We start from the raw sequence: 4,238 nt of genomic DNA, 5'->3' as shown, positions 1-4,238 counted from the left end.
TTTGACGTATCTAAACCGTGGCAAGACTACTCACTGCGGTTTAGATATTGGTCTTGGTATGTAGCTGATAAGATAGCTATAGGGTATCCGCTCCCGACTGTACGGGCCACACTTCAAGGGTGTGTGATATATACGCATTAGCGTATAGAAGAAAGTTGTCGTTACTCCGAAAGAGCTTACAACCAGAACGACTCAGTTGTAAATTTATATAGCGAGCATCTCATTGCTGTAAAATGTTGTCAAACTTAAACTCTTTGTAGTGACAGATTTCTATATATTTAAAACAGTTTTCTATATTTGTATCATTCATATCTAGAATTCATTAAACCGTGATGAATTTTAATGAATTCCAATTTACAGTAATGATAAGTGCTAAAAATAGGCGTTACAGGGTAATTATTAAATGAACCGGTTCGAGATTTTATTGTCCTGTAAATTGCACTGAAAGCGTCATAAACTTTCAAACGTGCTTTGGGGTATATCGGTGTGGTTTATATCTGAAAAGCGGCACTGTAGGCTTCTGAGGCTGCGAAAGCATCGTTTTGATAGGCTAACTTACGGATTTAACATAAGGGGCATAATAAGCATAGCTTTTTATGCTTAAGTGAATGGGGTCAGCTTTTATCTAACTTATTTTTTAATAAATAGAACTTTGATAATATCACAATATCTTAAAAGATAGGTTGATAAGTATAATGATAAGAGTTGATATTTCCGCTTTAGTTAAACATCTTAAAGTAACGGGAATACCTGAAAAGGAAGCATTAGGAATTGCTAAGGGTATTCAAAATTCCATTGATCAAGTAGACCCAATAACGGAAGTGCAAATAATTAAAAAGTTAGCAACATTAGAAAAGAAGCTCTCTCAAAAGATTATTGCTACCTTTTTTTTACAACTATGTTTAATTGGTATTGTGCTATTTGTCCTCGTCAAATTAGGATAAAATCCTCCATTTAAAATGATAGAGCGCATTTTACATAACGCTCGTATCACGAACCGAAAATGCCGCTAAAATTAGCGGCATTTTTTGTGACAACATCACTTCTTAGTTCGTGATTCGATCTCATTTCTAACGCGATTTTCGGTAATTTTATCACAAATAGATGCGTATTCTGCAATTTTACGCAAATCAGCTAACGCTAATTTTTCTTTATTATCGTACTGCTTCAACTGTACTTCATACTCAAGAAGTACAGCTAAGTTCTTACGCATCCAAACCCCTTCTTCGTGCGAACCTTTCAGAAATTTCGGTCGACGGAAAAGGCGTGGGCGGAGCGGTTTCATGCATGATTCATCTTTTTCAAGAACATAATTAAACTGGATAGCATCTACTTTTCTTCCATTTTTTACCGGTTTCCAGATAACAGAAATATCTGTTTTTGCATTAATTTGCTCAACCGCGGGATTTATTACTTTAGCTTTAAATACATCCCATCTTTCATATTTACCCTCTAATCCAGATTGCTTTTTCATCCATTCCAGATCTAAAGACACTTTTATAGTTCCATTTTCTTTTGAAGAATTTAAATTCTTAGCTTCATTAAACCATTGGTACAAACGATATGAGAACGGGGAGGTTAACTTCGCAGCTTCTTCAAATTTAATAGATGTGAAATTTTGTTTAATATCGACTAGATATGGTGCAAGTTCTGGGTTAAATGTCATTTTTATTGAGGTGCCGTAATCTGCATTATCGTACTCATTAGAAGATAACCAAAACAATTCTCTTACTCTACTTGAGTCAGCGACAGGTAAGACTAATGGTTTCCTTCCGATACCTTTTACGGCAACTCGTAAAGAACGATAAACATTCTTAGAGTCAACATTAAAAAGACGTACAAATTCAGATGGTAATATCTCAATTTCTTTAAGCTCTGATTTTAAGCTATCAATTTTACTCATCGCTAAAAAGAGTAATCTCATTTCATCTAAGTTCAAAGAATAAGCAGCTTCAACTAGTTCATTTGAATTCACAATTGTTAACGACACAACTTACACCAAATTAAAAAATAGGTGTAAATAATAACGGTGGAACCAAACTTATTCAACCGTAATTTTGGTGGGTTTTAACCGTTAATTTGGTGGGTTTTAACCGTTAATTTGGTGGGTTTTAACCGTTAATTTGGTGGGTTTTAACCGTTAAAATGTATAAATTTCAATGCGTTAAGTTGCTTGAAATAGAAACAAGAAACAAGAAACAAAACAAATAAACTTCGTTTAATTTGATTTTATTTACTAATTAACGTTAATTTAAAAATCATGTTTTGAGTTTAACATCACACTTTTCTTTTATTTTTCTAGTTTAATAATGCGCTTTTTACATTCAAAAATTTCTTCATCAATCTTTTCAACAGTTCTTTCTTCGAGTCTTTTCGCTCTACTGTTCGATACAGTAGTTAATCTACGTTCTATCGCTAATTTAATATTGTCGTTAAACTTTAGCTTGATTGAGTTATTCAAAACTGAGTGCCAGATTTTTTCAATTATTAAAGTGTGTTCATAGATTGTTGAATCAGCTCTGTTCTTTTGTAGCATTCGATCTAAATAGCAATAGATGTCTCTTTTTGAAATCGACTCAAGTTGTGTAATCTCATCTCGATGTTCTTTAAGTGACTTAATTATCGCTAAAGCAGTATTATAATTTTTTTTGCCCGATTTTTTACCACCTTTGCTTCTCCAGTGCTTCGCTCTTTGTCTAAACTCAAGTTCTAATTTTTTCATTCTTATCCCAAATAGTTATTAGTAATCTCAGGCCTTGAGTGTCCCAATTTTTCAGATATCTCAAGTCGAATTTCTTTTTCTAGCTCCCGCACTTCATTTCTACTTAATCCCGTTTTTTCTTCTAAATACGTAATGCGCTCATTTATATAACGTTGCATGTCAGAACTATCAGAAGCTGCTGGTGGCTCGATATCAGCACGAATCGGAGGCTCGATATCTTTAAAGCCTTTCTCTTCCCATGCCGCTCTGTACTGTTCATGAGCATATGTGTGTCTCAGATCGTGATGCGAGATATCTTCTTTTCTCATCGCGTTATAGCATTCGTTTTTAAATTCTCGATAAGAAAGATCTGCTGGTATCATGGAACGCGCGTTTTGTTGTATTTCAGCAGCATTAAAAACAGCATCTTTTGCTTCATTTGACAGTTCTACAAATCGAACTCGACTACCTTTCGTACCATCTTCAATCAATATTGAAGATGCGCAGGCTTCGATGTTTATTGAAGCTGATACAGCATCGAATTTTGCTGATTCTTCGAATCTGAGACCAATTGCGCGCTGTAAATCGAGCATTGCTGCATGATGTTCACTTAGATTTTCTTTTACTTCTGCAGGTTGTGATCCTGTTACTTCTCTATCTTCTTTCGCAATACCTGTGCGCCCTGGTATTCCATACGCGGCCGCTGATTTTGAATGTAATTCGACGTGTCCGGCTATCTGAGACATCAAGCTATTTACTGACGATAAATAGTTTGAAGCAGTGCCAGCTACGATTTCTTCATTACTAACTCGATCAGCAAGATTTTCAGCATATTTGTCAATATGCTCGATTTCTATGTCACGCAGATCCTTTATGTAACTGTCATTTTCAGCGTGATAATTGAGAAAATCTTTAAAGTGATTTGCTTGCTGATTTTCTGTTAAACCCCCAATTTTGTCTTTGTTGAAGCTCTCACGCGCTGCGTTTGCAGCAGCTTGAGCTGGATCTCTGCTTCCGAGCCCGAAATTTCGGGCATCGGGATTCGCACGTTCAGATCGACATGTTGTTATCATCATTTTGTTCTTTTTTTGTGCTTTCTAAGTTCGATTTTGAGTATTCAGCGACATCAGAACAGCTATTCGTTAAGTGTAAAATGCTTCAGTTTGACAGTGAGCTGCTGTTTTTATTGCGTATTTACTTTGTTTCTACGTGTTTCTATTTTTTGTTTCGTTCTATTTCGTGCGTTTCTTGGTTGTTTTTTACTTAAAAATCATTTATTTAGTTAATTGTTCTGTAGGTTGATAGCCTTCGTCACTTTGTCTTCGACATAGTGACGAAGACAAAGAAAAGTGCATTAGCAACTTTTCGAGATGGTGTTGAAATAGATCTTTTTTAAGATCTGAATGGTTGGAGTTTTTTTGCAGATATGACAAAGCACAACAACATAATTATGTTGCTAACTTTGTAAGCAAAGTGGTTTTTATTAAGAGAACGTGAAAACAAACTAAAAATTTATGTTTGTCTGTTCTTCTGAATA

4 protein-coding genes are annotated in these 4,238 nt (G+C 34.9%); 1 reads left to right on the top strand and 3 read right to left on the bottom strand.

All coding sequences use genetic code 11. The annotated features are described in order from the left end of the window. Positions 1 to 695 precede the first annotated feature (695 nt). Positions 696 to 944, top strand: a complete 249-nt coding sequence (locus tag PX700_RS21625; RefSeq protein ID WP_479521905.1) for a hypothetical protein — start codon at positions 696 to 698, stop codon at positions 942 to 944. 95 nt (positions 945 to 1,039) lie between these two features. Here the strand turns inward: PX700_RS21625 and PX700_RS21620 are convergent, their stop codons facing one another. From PX700_RS21620 to PX700_RS21610, 3 genes are all read right to left on the bottom strand, one after another. Then, positions 1,040 to 1,990: a replication initiation protein gene (locus tag PX700_RS21620; protein WP_479521904.1), complete on the bottom strand. Its 951-nt coding sequence runs from the start codon at positions 1,988 to 1,990 to the stop codon at positions 1,040 to 1,042. Positions 1,991 to 2,290: 300 nt separating this feature from the next. Further along, positions 2,291 to 2,722 (bottom strand): hypothetical protein, encoded by a 432-nt coding sequence (locus PX700_RS21615; RefSeq protein ID WP_479521903.1) that lies wholly within the window; start codon positions 2,720 to 2,722, stop codon positions 2,291 to 2,293. A gap of 2 nt (positions 2,723 to 2,724) precedes the next feature. After that, positions 2,725 to 3,777, bottom strand: a complete 1,053-nt coding sequence (locus PX700_RS21610) for an integrase domain-containing protein (RefSeq protein WP_479521902.1) — start codon at positions 3,775 to 3,777, stop codon at positions 2,725 to 2,727. Positions 3,778 to 4,238 lie beyond the last annotated feature (461 nt).

This window comes from Pseudoalteromonas sp. TP27 (assembly GCF_056470645.1).
This window is presented reverse-complemented; position numbering and strand designations above follow the sequence as displayed.

What these genes read in the sequence shown, in the direction of transcription:
- PX700_RS21625 (WP_479521905.1), top strand. Translation starts at nt 696, where the DNA reads ATGATAAGAGTTGATATTTCCGCTTTAGTTAAACATCTTAAAGTAACG.
- PX700_RS21615 (WP_479521903.1), bottom strand. Translation starts at nt 2,722, where the DNA reads ATGAAAAAATTAGAACTTGAGTTTAGACAAAGAGCGAAGCACTGGAGA.
- PX700_RS21610 (WP_479521902.1), bottom strand. Translation starts at nt 3,777, where the DNA reads ATGATGATAACAACATGTCGATCTGAACGTGCGAATCCCGATGCCCGA.